Source organism: Streptomyces sp. NEAU-YJ-81 (genome assembly GCF_017592595.1).
Classification (GTDB): domain Bacteria; phylum Actinomycetota; class Actinomycetes; order Streptomycetales; family Streptomycetaceae; genus Streptomyces; species Streptomyces hygroscopicus_B.
On record NZ_JAGFNO010000053.1, the window covers coordinates 1 to 13,999 of the forward strand.

Annotated in this window: 13 protein-coding genes; 9 read left to right on the plus strand and 4 right to left on the minus strand. The window is 69.6% G+C overall.

Features of this window, described 5'->3' with window-relative positions; genetic code table 11:
* Window positions 1-6: 6 nt before the first annotated feature.
* Window positions 7-768 (plus strand): CbtA family protein, encoded by a 762-nt coding sequence (locus J5X86_RS47245; protein ID WP_208522812.1) that lies wholly within the window; start codon window positions 7-9, stop codon window positions 766-768.
* A gap of 413 nt (window positions 769-1,181) precedes the next feature.
* On the opposite strand, the gene J5X86_RS47250 is transcribed toward J5X86_RS47245, so the two are convergent.
* Entirely contained in the window at window positions 1,182-2,261 is a 1,080-nt protein-coding gene (locus J5X86_RS47250; RefSeq protein ID WP_208522782.1) for an NAD/NADP octopine/nopaline dehydrogenase family protein, read from the minus strand.
* A gap of 162 nt (window positions 2,262-2,423) precedes the next feature.
* On the minus strand, window positions 2,424-3,989 hold the full coding sequence (locus tag J5X86_RS47255) for an AbgT family transporter (protein ID WP_208522783.1): 1,566 nt from the start codon (window positions 3,987-3,989) through the stop codon (window positions 2,424-2,426).
* 325 nt (window positions 3,990-4,314) lie between these two features.
* On the opposite strand from J5X86_RS47255, the gene J5X86_RS47260 reads away from it, so the two are divergent.
* The 3 genes from J5X86_RS47260 (at window position 4,315) to J5X86_RS47270 (ending at window position 6,342) form a co-directional block, all read left to right on the plus strand.
* Complete coding sequence (locus tag J5X86_RS47260) at window positions 4,315-4,968, plus strand: GntR family transcriptional regulator (RefSeq protein ID WP_208522784.1); 654 nt, start codon at window positions 4,315-4,317, stop codon at window positions 4,966-4,968.
* A 44-nt stretch (window positions 4,969-5,012) separates the two neighbouring features.
* On the plus strand, window positions 5,013-5,843 hold the full coding sequence (locus J5X86_RS47265; RefSeq protein ID WP_208522785.1) for a CPBP family intramembrane glutamic endopeptidase: 831 nt from the start codon (window positions 5,013-5,015) through the stop codon (window positions 5,841-5,843).
* Between the two features lie 118 nt (window positions 5,844-5,961).
* Window positions 5,962-6,342 carry a VOC family protein gene (locus J5X86_RS47270; protein WP_078645600.1) on the plus strand — a complete coding sequence of 127 codons (381 nt, stop codon included), beginning with the start codon at window positions 5,962-5,964 and terminating at the stop codon, window positions 6,340-6,342.
* A gap of 12 nt (window positions 6,343-6,354) precedes the next feature.
* On the opposite strand, the gene J5X86_RS47275 is transcribed toward J5X86_RS47270, so the two are convergent.
* Together J5X86_RS47275 and J5X86_RS47280 are read right to left on the minus strand one after the other, a co-directional pair.
* Entirely contained in the window at window positions 6,355-6,717 is a 363-nt protein-coding gene (locus tag J5X86_RS47275) for a DUF952 domain-containing protein (protein WP_208522786.1), read from the minus strand.
* 46 nt (window positions 6,718-6,763) lie between these two features.
* Complete coding sequence (locus J5X86_RS47280; protein WP_208522787.1) at window positions 6,764-7,447, minus strand: hypothetical protein; 684 nt, start codon at window positions 7,445-7,447, stop codon at window positions 6,764-6,766.
* A gap of 218 nt (window positions 7,448-7,665) precedes the next feature.
* Between J5X86_RS47280 and J5X86_RS47285 the strand changes: the two genes are divergently transcribed.
* The 5 genes from J5X86_RS47285 to asnB all read left to right on the plus strand — a co-directional run bounded on the left by J5X86_RS47285 (window position 7,666) and on the right by asnB (window position 13,988).
* The gene (locus J5X86_RS47285) at window positions 7,666-8,742 is read left to right on the plus strand and encodes an ABC transporter substrate-binding protein (RefSeq protein ID WP_208522788.1); all 1,077 of its coding nucleotides are present in this window, start codon (window positions 7,666-7,668) and stop codon (window positions 8,740-8,742) included.
* Window positions 8,742-9,824, plus strand: a complete 1,083-nt coding sequence (locus J5X86_RS47290) for an iron ABC transporter permease (RefSeq protein WP_208522789.1) — start codon at window positions 8,742-8,744, stop codon at window positions 9,822-9,824. The genes J5X86_RS47285 and J5X86_RS47290 overlap by 1 nt, the downstream gene beginning before the upstream one ends.
* Window positions 9,821-10,591, plus strand: a complete 771-nt coding sequence (locus J5X86_RS47295; RefSeq protein WP_208522790.1) for an ABC transporter ATP-binding protein — start codon at window positions 9,821-9,823, stop codon at window positions 10,589-10,591. The genes J5X86_RS47290 and J5X86_RS47295 overlap by 4 nt, the downstream gene beginning before the upstream one ends.
* Window positions 10,592-10,696: 105 nt before the next feature.
* Entirely contained in the window at window positions 10,697-12,127 is a 1,431-nt protein-coding gene (locus J5X86_RS47300) for an MFS transporter (RefSeq protein ID WP_208522791.1), read from the plus strand.
* A 34-nt stretch (window positions 12,128-12,161) separates the two neighbouring features.
* On the plus strand, window positions 12,162-13,988 hold the full coding sequence (asnB, locus tag J5X86_RS47305; protein WP_208522792.1) for an asparagine synthase (glutamine-hydrolyzing): 1,827 nt from the start codon (window positions 12,162-12,164) through the stop codon (window positions 13,986-13,988).
* The last annotated feature ends 11 nt before the right edge of the window (window positions 13,989-13,999 follow it).

Below are 13,999 nucleotides of genomic sequence, written 5' to 3' on the forward strand. Positions count from 1 at the left end.
GCACTCATGAACTCCGCAATGGTAAGAAATCTGCTCGTCCGGGGCATGCTCGCCGGTCTGGGGGCCGGTGTGCTCGCCCTGGTCGCCGCCTACTTCCTCGGTGAGCCGAGCGTCGATCGCGCGATCAGTTTCGAGGGGGCCCACGCTCCCGCGCATGAGCACGAGGTCGAGCTGGTCTCGCGTGGTGTGCAGTCCACGGCCGGGCTGGCCACCGGTGTCCTGGTCTACGGGATCGCCTTCGGCGGTATCGCAGCCCTCGCGTACTGCGTCGCCCTGGGCCGCGTCGGCCGTTTCACCCCACGGGCGACCGCGCTGCTGCTGTCCGGCTGCGCGCTGCTCGCGGTCTACGTCGTGCCGTTCCTGAAGTATCCGGCCAATCCGCCCGCGGTCGGCAACGGCGACACGATCGGCAAGCGCACGACGCTGTACTTCCTGATGATGCTGCTCAGTGTGCTCCTCGCGGTCGGCGCCACCATTCTGGGCAAGCGGCTCGCCCCGAGGCTGGGTACCTGGTACGCGACCGTGGCCGCGGTGGCCGCGTTCGCCGTGGTGATCGGGCTGGCGTATGCCTTCCTTCCCGTGGTCAACGAGGTGCCGGGGGACTTCCCCGCCACCGTGTTGTGGCGGTTCCGGTTGTCCGCTCTGGCCATGCAGGTCGTCCTGTGGGGTGGTTTCGGTCTCCTGTTCGGTGAGCTCGCCGAGCGGTTGCTGAACCCCAAGCCCGCGACGGCCGATGAGGGCCGGGCGGTGGCGGCCGCCACGCACTGACCATGTATCAAGCGCACGAGGGCCCGCGGAACCGTCCGGGGGCCCTCTCGCGTTTCCAGGACATCCGACCCGGACCACCGGGTGGAGCACGGCATGAGCATGGCGCCCACGAAGCAAAGGGCGAGGCCGATCCAGGCCGACGCAGGGGACTCCGGTGAGGTCAGCCTGGTAGCGCTGTCCGCGAGCTGATCGATGAGCGGACCGCGTTACAGCAGGGCCGACCGGGTGGCGAGTTGCCACCGCTACAACATCGCCCTCTACCCGGTCACTCTGCTGCGCCTGGTCATGGACGCCGTCGAAGACGGGCTGCGCACGCTCGCCGCCGAAGCCGCCACCCCCCACCCGGGATCCACCGCGGCCCGGGCACGGCGGCCGATTGCGACGTGCGGCGGATTACGGCGGGTGGCGCACGTCTACACCACGCCGTCGATGAACGCGGCGCGGATGCCGTCGACGTCGGAGCCGAGCAGGCCCAGCTTCTGCGCTGTGCGGCCGCCGGCCACGAAGTCCTGTCCGCACAGGGGCCCGCTCAGGGCGATGAACGAGTCGGTCAGGGGCAGGGCGAGTCCGATCTGCGCGGCCAGCGAACTCCAGATGACCAGTCCGAAGGGGATGTCTTCGGTGAAGTACCGGTGCTTGATCGAGTCGGGTTCGGGGAATCCCTGACGGCCATAGCCCTGCACGATGCGCTCCACGAAGCTGCCCTCGGTCACCTCGTAGGCGGTGTTGAGGAAGTCCCAGAAGCTGGCCGCCTTCACTCCGAGGGCGTCCGCCAGGGCAAGGCGTTCACGGTCCAGTGCGTCGATGACCTCGGCGATGCGCGGGGTCACCAGGCTGTGCAGCGGGTGGCAGTCGGCGTCTTCGACCGTCTTGAAGTTCAGCACCGCCGGCGGAACGTGGTAGATGGGGTTGCAGTTGTTGAGCCCGACAGTCAGCGCGTCCTCGTCCGGCACGTACCGGTCACCGAAGTACGTCCGCAGGATGTCGAGGGCCCGGGGCGTGTCCGCACTGGGTACGGCGGCCAGCGGGACGGCGTGCTTGATCGCCCCGATGTAGACATGCGCGGGACGGCGCAGCCGGCAGGTGTACAGACTGGTCGGCGTCTCCGCGATGAGGCAGGGCTGCCGGCCGGCGAGCGCGAACATGCGCGCGAGCTCGACGCCGCTGCCGAGCACACCCGGCTGGAAGAGGACGAGCTGGTCCGGCTCGAGTACGGACGCGAGTTCCTTGGACAGATAGGCGTGGGCGAAGGCAGGCACGGCGACGATGACCACCTCGGCGCCGCTGACGGCGTGCCCGAGGTCGGTCGTCAGTACCGAGGGTGTGCCGTGGCCCTCCACGTCGCCGGTCATGTCGATGCCGTCGTTGGCCCTGATCGGTTCAAGGTCGCGGCCCCACCTGTCGAAGATCCGTACGTCATGTCCCTTGAAGGACATGTGACCGGCGATTGCCTGGCCGACGTTTCCTGCGCCAATGATGGCGATGCTGCCCATAGTGCGTGACTCTTCCGTTCTGACGTGGTGCGGGGGTGGGCTCGGTGTCGCCGAGCCGTGCGAGGAGCTGAAGCCGTCATGTCGTGACGGCCGTTCGCGGCTTCCTTTCGGTCATCGGGCGCCCGTTGTCCGCGGGGAATCGCCGGGACGGGCGGCAGGGGCTCATCTGACGGGCACCCCTGGGCCGAGCGGAATTCCCAGGGCGTACCAGAGGGCGAAGAAGGACGACCACGAGACCAGTACGGCGAGAGCCACGGGAACCGTGAAGGAGAGCATGGTGCCGATGCCCGCGCTCTTCCGGAACTGCTGGAGGAATCCCAGGGCCAGGACGAAGTAGGCGTTCATGGGCGTGGTGTTGGTGACCGAGTCCCCGATCATGAAGGAGACCATCGCCGCCTGGGGGGAGAGCCCGATGTACATCGCCAGGGGGACCACGACGGGGGCGAGGATGGACCACATCGCCGAACCGCTGCTGATGATGATGTTCAGCCCGCTGATGGCCAGGATGATCACGAGCAGGATGATGAGGTGGGGTGCGTCCAGGGACTTCAGCAGCCGGGCGCCCTCGACGGTGATCACATTGCTGATGCCGGTCCAGGTGAAGTAGGCGAGGAACTGCGAGACCACGAAGAACAGCACGATCACGGGGACGAATGACTTCACCCCCTCGGCCATGGCGGAGGGCACGGACGACAGTGAGGGGATCGTGCCCACCTGCCTGCCGTAGACGATTCCGAGGATCGCGAACAGCAGCGAGATGAACACGGCGATGTTCACCACGACCACGGATTGGACGATGCTGCCGCCCTCGCCGCGGAACGGGGATCCCGGTAGCAGAAGCGCGGACACCGCCAGGACGTAGAGCGCGAGCACCGCGCCGGACAGCCTCATGGCGCGTTTCTCGACGGCGCTCAAGGTGAATGAGGAGGGGGCCTCGCCGGTCGGCCCGCTGTGCTGGGGCGCCTCGCCCTGGGCGGTGGTGTTGAAGAGCCGGTCGGCGGCCGCATCGTCCTCGGGTGTCGGCACGAACTCGGGCCGTCGGGCCAGGATGCGGTCCACCGTGAGGGCGATGACAGCGGCGAGGAACACCGATGAGACCGCGGTGAAGAAGTAGGTGGCCACCGGAGTGATGACGTAGTCGGGATCGACGGTGTGTGCGGCCTCGGCCGCCAGGGACGACCTGACCGCGTCGGCCGGTGTCACCAGCGGGCTGGCGTTGAAGCCGATGGCCGTCGACGCGTAGGCGACCATCAGGCCGAGCACCGGGCTGCGGCCCACGGTCCGGAAGGCCAGCGCGCCCAGCGGGATCATCACGATGTAGGCCGAGTCGCTCATGATGTGCGCGATCATGGAGCCGAACGCGATGGAGAACGTCAGCCACCGAACGGGCAGCCGACCGATCGTGACGCGAAGAAGCGCGGTGAGCAGGCCGCTCTTCTCGGTGACGCTTACGCCGAGAAGAACCACTACGACGACCGACAGCGGCGCGAACCCGGCGAAGTTGTCCAGCGCGGACTCCGCGGCGTACTTGGCTCCCTGAAGCGAGAGCAGGCTCTTGACCGCGACGGAGTCACCTGTCGACGGCAGTGTGACGGATACGCCCACGCCGGCCAGCACGGCACTGAGCACACCGAGCAGTGCCACGAAGATCCAGAACAGCCAGAACGGATGGGGAAGCCTGTTTCCCGCGCGCTCCAAGGCGCTGAGAGCCCGGAACAACCGGTTCATGGAGCCATCCACGGTCGGACTGCTGCTTCGAAGTTGCGTCATCTGGGGCCTTATCCGGTCGACGGTGAACGCGGCTCTGGGGTGATGTGTGCTGCTCTGTCTGATGTGCCAAGGCCGACTGCGGGGACGTCCGGCGCCGTGAAGGCAAGGTCGGTCTGGAGCCGGTCGTGCAATCTCTGTGATATTTCACAGGGATGATACGCTGCGAAAGATCGATGTCAACAGGTCGTCGCGCAGGTGGTCGCCGGATGACGAGGGCCGGCACACAGTGCTTGCCGCCACACAGTGCTTGAAGAGGAGCTGTGGTTTGAGTTCGGGGTCGTCGATGGCGCAACAGGCGTACGTATCCCTCAAGCGCGACATCATCCGATGCCGCCTCCGCCCCGGCGACGTCATCGTCGAAGCGTGGCTCGCCGAGCGCTACGGGATGAGCAAGACCCCGGTGCGCGAAGCCATCAACGCACTGCGCAGGGAAGGTCTTGTCGTCGTCGTCCCGCGGCGCGGCACCTTCGTCAAGCCGACGGACCTCGGCGACCTCCAGGACACCTATCGCCTGCGACGGCTCCTCGAGCCGGAAGCGGCCGTGCTCGCTTCGCAGCGAGCCAGTGCCGAAGATCTGGACCGCCTGGACGCACTCAGCGCGGCGACCGTAGCGGCGAACACCTCACGTCCCGACCTGAACGAAGCGAACCGGCTGCTGCACGTGGCGATCGCCGAAGTCGCGCGCGTGTCGTTGATGATTCCGATGATCAACACGCTGCACGAGGAGATCGAACGCTTCCTCAACCTCCGGGGTGAACTCGGCCGGCCCTCTTACACAAGCGTCAACCACGGACGGTTGGTCGAGACCATCAGAAGGGGCTCGGAGGAGGAGATCCGACAGGTCGTCCTCGAAGGCATCGAACGCTCGCGTCAGTACATGCTGGACACCCTGCTGTCCGGAGGGAACGAGACGAGCGGCGCGGGGAAGCCGGTGTAAGGCTCCTGTCCCCTTGCGCGCCTGCGGCTACGCTCGTTCTCGTGATGAAGCGGTGGAAAGGCCACGTCATCCGTCATCCGCTCTGGGGCGCGGTGGAGTTGACCTTCGCATGGCATGCGGTGCTGCTGCTGTTTGCCGAGGTGATCCTGCCTCCGCTGGCGCCCTCGTGGTATCCGGACCTCGGTGCCACGCTGGTCAACGCCATCTGTGCCACGGGGGTGTGGCTCGTCCTGTGGCGGTGGGGTTGGCCGCGTGTCTCCGCGGTGGCCGTACTCGGCCGTCCACGACGCTGGTGGCTGGCCGCGCCGATGCTGCTCATTGCCTGCTCGTACGTCGTGGCCGGGGTCGACGGCAGCGCGACGGTCATCGTCAGCGGCCTGATTTCGCTGCTGTGGGTCGGCGTCAACGAGGAGATCTGCAGCAGGGGCCTCGTCCAGCAGGCCCTCAACCCGCTCGGTCCGATGCGCGCGGCCCTCGGCGTCGCCGTCTTATTCGGTACAGGGCACATCCAGAACTTCCTGTTCTTCGGTGACCCGCTCGACGACACGCTGTGGCAGATGCTGTCCGCCAGTCTCTTCGGCTTCACCTGTGCCGGTCTGCGCTACGCGATCGGCTCGGTCTGGCCGATGGTCATCGTCCATGGACTCGACGACTTCTTCCAGATCCGCTCGCCGGGCTCGGCCCCGGACTGGTGGCAGGTGAGCGTGTTCGTCTTCCAGGCTGCGTATGGCCTGTGGCTGCTGCGCCGATACGGCGCCGAAGGCGCCCAGTCGTCCGCTGAGGCCGTCCGCCTCAGTCCCAGCCCCAGCCCCAGTTCCAGTTCCAGTCCCAGTCCCGACGAGCGTCCCGAGGGAGACAGGCAGGCGAGGGCGTGAAATCCATTCGCCACTGCTCGCCTGGCTCGGTACTCTCCCGAAGTCCTCACTGCGGGGAGCCCCTGAGATCTGCGCGCGGCCACCCCGGCAGTTCCCACGCCGAGAGTAGGTTTCGTCAATGGCATGTCGTATCAGTGAACTCGTGCTCGGTTGCCGCGACCCCGAGGTGCTGGCGCGGTTCTGGTGCGAGGTCCTGGACTTCGTGGTGCTCGATCGCGAGGACGACGGAACCCTCGAGATCGGGCCGCGCGAAGGGTTCGGCGGTCCGCAGCCGACGATCATCCTCAGCCGCAGAGACGAGCCGGAGCCCGGGAAACCCCGGCTGCACATCGACGTCAACGCCACCGACCGCGATCAGGACGCCGAGCTCGAACGCCTCCTGAAGCTCGGTGCGCGCCCGGCCGACATCGGCCAGACCGGGGAGGAGCAGTGGCACGTCCTCGCCGATCCCGAAGGCAACGAGTTCTGCCTGCTCAAGGCCCGGCTCGCGCCACTCTGACGGCCCTCGTCGTCAGCTGACATCCGTCAGCCCCACCGCCCGGCCTTCCGGGTCCCATGCGACCTCCTGGATCCGCGCCACCGCGTCGCGGTTGAGCGGCCCGAAGACATGGGGAAACAGACTGTTCTCGGCGACGCCGGGCGGCGGGGCGGGGTTGGCGGCCTCCCATTCGCATCTCGCGGTGAGCCGGTCCTCGTCGAGGAGCAGCGCCAGCAGCGGCCTCGGCGCATTGCGGTAGAAGGCGTTGACGACGGCCAGCGTGGTCTCCTCGTCGGGAGAGCAGTGGATGAAACCGTCCTCCGTGAGGGATGCGGGGCTGTAGGGGCGGTCGGGAGCAGCGTTCCACTCGGCAAGCGGTACGACGTGGTAGATCATGACTCGATTAAACCGCCATCATCTGCCGCAAGGTGAAAGGACCGCGCTACCGCAGCCCCGACTTCGGTGGTGGTGCAACATCCTTGGGGTCCGGGTATTCGGGATTTTCCCGGCAGTCCAACTGCGACGTTATCTGCTTCGCCGAGGCGATGAGCAGCTTGGCGTGGGAGTGGTCGCTGATGGTGAAGTAGTCGCGCATGGCGAACTCCAGGGAACGATCGCCTCCCGATTCCGTCCCGCCGCCGCTGCCGATGTCACACGTGACGAGGAGCCTGCCGGCGTCCTCCGGACCGACGGTGGTCGTGTAGCGCACCGACTGGCCCGACGGGGGTGAGTGGGGAGTCCACGCCACGGTGATGGCGAGCAGCTCCTTCCCCTCAGCCTTGTCCGTCAAGGTGCAGAGGTCCTCGGGCGTACTTCTCCTGGCCGACTCCTCCCGCAGCGCCTTCGCCACGTGACCGGTGCTCTCGGTCTTGACCGGATAGACCTTGCCGGGCCCGTTCGGCTCCCGGGCCTCCTTCGCGATGGCCTCGTCGAACAGGCCATCGCAGGCTTGGGCGACAGGTACGAGCCCGGAGTTGGCGGTCGGCTTCGAGGTCGGCTTCGGAGCCTCGGATTCGTCGCCGCCGCCACAGCCCGTGACGGCGACGACAGACGCGCAGACGAGGGCTGCCAGTCGCCCCAGAGCCAGGCGAAATTTGCGGTGCACGATCTCTCCTGTCAACTCCATCAACTGCCGCTCCCGGTCAGCCGGGCGTCACCGACGCCGCGTACGTAGTCTGCCTCTACGCGCTTACTGGTCTGGTTGTACCCCCGGCCGAGCCGAGGGGCCGGGCGCGGTGACCATGGCTCTCGCCGGCTCCCAACGAGCGGGAACCGATGCCGCATCCGCCACGACTACTGATCCGGGGCAACCCCCGTGTATCAAGTGGATCCAGGAGAGTTTCGATGCGTTCTCGTGTGTGGTGGGGTACGACGGCCGCGGTGCTGGGCGGCCTCCTCGTGGCGGGCTGCCGCGACGGAGGCGGCAGTGTCGGCGGTGACAAGGCGGGCCCCGCTGACGAGAAGTCGGCCACCGGCGACTACCCGGTCACCGTCACCGATTGCATGGGCGCCAAAACCACGTTCTCCAACGCCCCCGAGAAGATCGTCACCAGTAACGCCTCCAGCCTGGAGCTGCTGCTCCGCCTCGGCGCCGGTGACAACGTCATCGGCACCGGCTTCCCGCCCGGCAAGGGCTCACTGCCCGCTGAACTCGACGCGCAGGCGCGGAAGGTGAAGGTGCTCGGCCAATCCGTGATCCCGAAGGAGAAGCTCCTCGGCTCCGGCGCGGATCTGTACATCGACACCTTCGCCTCGATGAACATGGGCGGCGGCATGGGCGACGCGCCGACCGAGGAGGAGTTCAAGGCGGCCGGGATCAAGCACATCTACCTCAAGTCCACCGCCTGTGCGGCGCGGAACACACGCGCGGTGACCGACCTGTCCGCGGTGGAGGCCGACATCACCTCCCTCGGCGCGGTCACCGGCACCAGCGCGAAGGCGAAGGAACTCGTCGACGGCATGAAGGGGAAGGTGGACGCCGTCCGGAAAGCGGTCGGCAGGACGCCGGAGGGCGAGCGGCCGACGTACTTCTTCTTCGACTACGACGCCGGCACCAAGCAGCCCACCGTCGTCTGCAACCGCCAGGTCGCCAACGCGGTGATCACTCTGGCCGGTGCCCGCAATGTCTTCGCCGACTGCGACGGCGACTACAAGCAGGTCGGCTGGGAGGACGTCATTTCCAGGAACCCCGACTGGATCCAGTTGGGCGTCCGTAATCGGGGCAGCGAGGCGGCGAACGAGAAGGCGTTCGACGAGGCGCGGAAGTGGCTGGAGTCGAACCCCGCCACCAAGGGCCTGAAGGCCGTCAAGGAGGGCCACTTCCTGCGCATCGGCTCCGAGCGGATCACCATCGCCGGAGTCGAGAACGCCGACACCGTCCAGGAGATCGCCAAGGCCCTCTACCCGGGCAAGGTCGGCTGATGGCGCTCGACGCCACGGTGAGCGGGAAGGGCACCGATGCCCGTGCGCGCACGCGGCGTTCCGTGCCCGCCGGGCCGCTGGCGCTGCTCCTGGCGGTCGCGTTGCTCGCGGCCCTCACAGCGGCGGTCGCCTGGGGTTCCACGTCGATCCCGCCGGGCGAGGTGTGGAGCGTGGTCTGGCGCAGACTGACCGGCGATGCCCCCCGGCCCGGCACCAATGACCTGATCGTGTGGCAACTGCGTCTGCCCCGCGCCCTGTTGGCCGCTCTGGTGGGTGCCGGGCTCGGCCTGGTCGGTACGGCGATGCAGGCCCTCGTCCGCAACCCGCTGGCCGACCCGTACTTCCTGGGCGTCTCCAACGGCGCCTCCCTCGGCGCCGTCGCCGCCATCGTCCTCGGCCTCGGCACCGGGGGAGCGCTGGGCCTCGGTCTGTCCGGTGCCGCTTTCGCGGGAGCCCTGGCCACCTTCGCTCTCGTCTGGGCGGTGGCCCGGCGCGGCGGGGGATTCGCACCGCTCAGGCTGGTGCTCGCCGGGGTGGCCATCGGACAGTTCCTGTCCGGCTTCACCAGCTACCTCGTCCTCCAGGCCGGGGACGAGCAGCAGACCCACAGTGTGCTGTTCTGGCTGATGGGCAGCCTCAGCGGCGCGAGCTGGCCGCTGCTGGCCGCCCCGGCGGTGGCGGTTCCGGCGGTCCTGCTGCTGCTCCAGGCCCGGGCCCGGGGGCTGAACGCGCTGCTGATGGGCGATGAGACGGCGGCCGGGCTCGGCATCGACGTCGTACGGCTGCGCCGTGAGCTGTTCGCGGTCACCAGCCTGCTCACCGGGGTCCTCGTCGCGGTCTCCGGGGCCATCGCCTTCGTCGCCCTCATGGTCCCCCACGTCTGCCGCCTGGTCGTCGGCGGCGACCACCGTCGGCTGCTGCCCGTGTCGGCGCTCTTCGGCGCGCTGCTGCTGGTGGTGGTCGACATCGTGTGCCGCACGGCCATGGACACGCAGGAACTGCCGGTCGGGGTCGTCACCTCGCTGATCGGCGCTCCGGCGCTGCTGTATCTGCTGGACCGGCGCTTGGGGAGCGGGAGTTGAGGGTCGACATCGAGGACCTGCGGGTCGCGTATGCCGGACGTACGGTCGTGGCCGATGCCCACCTCATCGCGGCCGAAGGCGAGATCACCGGCCTGGTGGGGCCCAACGGCAGTGGCAAGTCCACTCTTCTGCGGACCGTGTACCGGCATCTGAAGCCCGCCGCCGGACATGTCCTGCTCGACGGCACCGACATCCGCGAGCTGAGCCCCGCGCGGTCGGCCCGGCACGTCGCCGCGCTCCCGCAGGAGCGGGGCGGGGACTTCGAGCTGACCGTACGTGAGGTCGTCGCCATGGGCCGCACCCCCTACAAGCGGGCGTTCGCCGGGGAGGACGCCGCCGACCGGGACATCGTCGCGCGCTCCCTCGCGGACGTCGGCATGGGGGACCACGCCGACCGCCACTTCACCGAGCTGTCCGGCGGTGAGCGCCAACGCGTGTTGCTGGCCCGTGCGTTCGCCCAGCGGACGGACGTCCTGGTCCTGGACGAGCCGACGAACCACCTCGACGTCCGCCACCAGGTCGAACTCCTCGCGCTACTGCGCGGCCGACGCCGTACGACCCTGGTGTCGCTGCATGACCTCAACGCCGCCGCCTCCGTGTGCGACCGGCTGCATGTCCTGCACGAGGGCCGCCTGGTCGCCTCCGGAACGCCCCGCGAGGTGCTGCGACCGGCCCTGCTGGCCGAGGTGTTCGGCGTGCGCGCGGCCGTGGTCGAGCACCCGCTGACCGGGGACCCGCTGATCGCCTTCGACCACCGGGAACTATGAAATCAAGCCGTTTTTCCTGATACACCCGGGAACTCACTCCGCGGTTCGCCCGACTTCTACAGCGAGGCCGTCGCTCGGCGGCCGGCCTGCCAGAGGGAGGGGTGTATGACCGACGACGCTTCCGGTGCGGATCAGCCCGGGGACGTACCTGAGCGTCCGGCGGATCCACCCGAAGTCCACGACCGCTGGCTCCTGGTGGCCGTGGCGGGCGCGCTGGCGTTCGTGGCGATGCTCGACATGAACATCGTCAACGTGGCGCTCGCGGACATCTCCCAGGGCCTGCGGGTACCGGCGGCGGCAGCCCAGTGGGCGGTACTGGGCTACCAACTTCCCGTCGTCGCCCTCCTGTTGCCCGTCGGCCGCTGGCTCGACGGCGTGGGCACCCGCCCCGCGCTGATGGCCGCCACCGGCGGCTTCGCGCTGTGCAGCGCGCTTGCCGCCGCGTCCCCCTGGGCCGCCTGGCTGATCGCCGCCCGGATCGGGCAGGGCGCGTGCGGCGCGGTGCTGTTCGTGTTGATGCCGGTGCTGGCGATCCGCTCGGTGCGGCCCGAGCTGCGCGGGCGGGCGATGAGCGTGCCCGCGACCCTCGGCCCCCTGGGCGCCGTCACCGGACCGGCGGTCGGCGGTCTGCTCCTGGACCAGCTGGGCTGGCGCTGGATCTTCCTGGTCAAGATCCCGTTCTGTCTGCTGGTGCTGGCCGTGGTGTGGCGGGCGATGCCCCGGGACGGCCGCCTGCGCGGCGCGGACCGGCGCTTCCTCGGCGACACCGCCCTGATAGCCACCGGAGTAACGGTCCTGCTGCTGTCCCTGACCCTGGCCTCCGACACACCCGCCTGGCTGCCGCTCGCCCTCGTCGCCGCACCACCGCTGTGGTGGTGGCTGCGGGGTCCGGGCGGCCGTCCGGTGGCCGCTGTGCTGCGGGCGGCGGGGCTGCTGCGGGCGCACGGCGCGGTGCTGGCGCTGGCGACGGGTTTCGCCGCCATGCACTACGTGGTCGCCCTGCACCTCCAGCGCGACGAGGACGTCAGCGCCACCACCACCGGCCTGACGGTGCTCGCCTTCCCCCTCGGCATGGGGCTGGCGGGCCCGCTCGGCGGACGGCTCGCCGACCGGTACGGGGCCCGGCCCGTCGCGGTCACCGGCGCCGCGCTCACCGCCGTCGGCCTGTTGCTGCTCGTCCCGCCGCGCGACGGCTGGTCCCCTCCTGACGTGGCCTGGCGGCTCGCCCTGGCCGGACTCGGCATGGGCCTGAACGGCGGCCCGGCCCAGGCCCTGGTCATGGGCGCCGCCCCGCCGGGCCGCGCCGCCACGGTCGGCTCGACCGTCCAGCTCGCCCGCAGCCTCGGCTTCACGCTCGGACCGGCCCTGGCCACGGCGGCCTGGGGGCCGGCCGGCCCGGACGACGGCGTACGGGCGGGTCTGGTCCTCGCCGCCCTCGCCGCCTGCCTCGCCGTACCGCTGCTCGCCCGGCCCGCGCGCGATCCCGCGAACCTCACCGAGAAGACCACCGACGCGGCGCCCGCCGCACCCCGCTGAGCCACCGCCCTACCCTCACCGAGGAGTCGCACCCATGTGCGGAATCACCGGCTGGGTGTCCTTCCATCAGGACCCCCGCACCCAGGCCCCGGTCATCGAGGCCATGACCGCCACCCTGGCCCCGCGCGGCCCCGACGCGGACGGAGTCTGGGTCGGCCCGCGTGCCGCGATCGGCCACCGCCGCCTGGCCGTCATCGACATCGCCGGTGGCGTCCAGCCGATGACCGACCGGCCCGATGCCCCGACGACCGTGCTCACCTACAGCGGCGAGATCTACAACCACCACGAACTCCGCGCACAACTGAAGGGCCTGGGACACGAGTTCCGCACCCGCAGCGACACCGAGGTGGTGCTGCGCGGCTACGCCGAGTGGGGCGAGGAGGTGGCCGACCACCTGGACGGCATGTTCGCGTTCGCCGTCTGGGACGAGCGGGCACAGCGGCTGCTCCTGGTCCGCGACAGGCTCGGCGTCAAGCCCCTCTTCTGGGCGGCCGTGGACGGCGGTCTGGCCTTCGCCTCCGAACCCAAGGCGCTCTTCGCCCACCCGGAGATACGGCCCCGGGTGGACGCGGACGGGCTGCGCGAGGCGTACAGCCTGCTGTTCAACACCGGTCCGACGGTGTGGTCCGGCGTGCGGGAGGTCGAGCCCGGCGGTCTGCTCCTCCTGGACCGGGAAGGCATCCGCGAGCGCCGCTACTGGCGGCTGGCGGCCGACGCCCACCCGGACGACCGGGACGCGACCGTCGCCCGCGTGCACGACCTGGTCAGCACAGCCGCCCGCGCTCAGCTGGAGGCCGACGTCCCCCTGTGCTCCCTGCTGTCGGGCGGCATCGACTCCACCGTCCTGACCGCCCTGCTCGCCGACGAACTGCGGCTGCGCGAGGGCCCGGGCGCCCGTATCCGCTCCTACGCCGTCGACTACAGCGACCAGGCCGAGAGCTTCACCGGCGATGTTCTGCGCACCGGCCACGACACCCCGTACGCCACGGAAGCGGGCGCGTTCCTCGGCACCGACCACAGCACGGTGGTGCTGGACCCGCGTGCCCTGCTCGACCCCGAGCACCGCAAGGCCGTGGTCGTGGCCCGCGACTCGCCGATCGGCGTCGGCGACATGGACACCTCGCTCTACCTCCTCTTCGGGGAGATCCGGAAGCACTCCACGGTCGCCCTGTCCGGCGAGGCGGCCGACGAGGTCTTCGGCGGGTACCCCTGGTTCCACAACCCCAAGGCGCTCGCCGCGTCCACGTTCCCCTGGCTGCTGGTGACCGGCGACGAGGCCGCGATGCCGCTCAACCCCGAACTGGACCTGCGCCTCGACGAGTTCCGTGCCGACACCTATCGCACCGCCCTGGCCGCCGTACCGCACCTCGACGGCGAGACGCCCACCGAGCACCGGCAGCGCGAGATGCAGCACCTGTCGCTCACCCGCTGGCTGCGTCAACTCCTCCACCGTAAGGACCGGTTGAGCATGGCACAGGGCCTGGAGGTCCGCGTCCCCTACTGCGATCACCGGCTCGTCGAGTACGCCTTCACCACCCCCTGGACCCTGAAGAACTTCGACGGCCGGGAGAAGAGCCTGCTGCGCGCCGCGGGCACCGGACTGGCCCCCGACTCGGTGCTGCACCGCCCCAAGAACCACTACCCGGCCACCCATCACCCCGACTACAACCGCGGCCTGCAGAACATGGCCCGCGACGCCCTCGCCGACGACACCGTCCGCTCCCTCGCCGACGAGACCCGCATCAAACCCTGCCTCGACACCCCACCCGGCCAACTGGAGTGGGGCCACCGCCTCCGCCTCGAACGCGTCGTCGACCTCGCCCTGTGGCTGGACCACTACCAGCCCGAACTCGCCCTCTGAGGAGCACCTTC